The sequence below is a fragment of the Peribacillus sp. B65 genome (assembly GCF_058513295.1).
The window spans coordinates 5,522,051-5,522,398 of sequence record NZ_CP195840.1; the positions used below are offsets into that span (position 1 = coordinate 5,522,051).

1 protein-coding gene is annotated in these 348 nt (G+C 30.5%); it reads right to left on the minus strand.

The features are described from left to right. Window positions 1–42: 42 nt before the first annotated feature. A complete protein-coding gene (locus ACSR9O_RS27300; protein ID WP_491725429.1) occupies window positions 43–279 on the minus strand; it encodes a hypothetical protein in 237 nt (78 codons plus the stop codon). Window positions 280–348 lie beyond the last annotated feature (69 nt).

The window sequence follows — 348 nt, forward strand, 5'->3', positions numbered from 1 at the left end:
TTATTTCTAGTATATTCTGGAGTATCACAGAGTGGACATTCCTCATATTGCTTTTCCTTTGCTAGAAATAAAGTAAATCCCAAGAATAAAAGTAATTATTAAAATGACACAAATTACCCAATACATCAAAGGATATTGATATAGTACTGTTGCTGTTGTAACTCCTGAATTCATATCGGTTGTTGTTATTTTATTCTCAAGAGGATCATAAAGCATGTCCACAATTAAGTATGTTAGTAAAGATGAAAGAGTAAGAAATATTCCTATCGCACGTTTCATCATTTTCACCTCCTAAAACCGTTAAACTGTATACAGTTTAACGTAAAAACAAAATCCTTCTTCAACTAA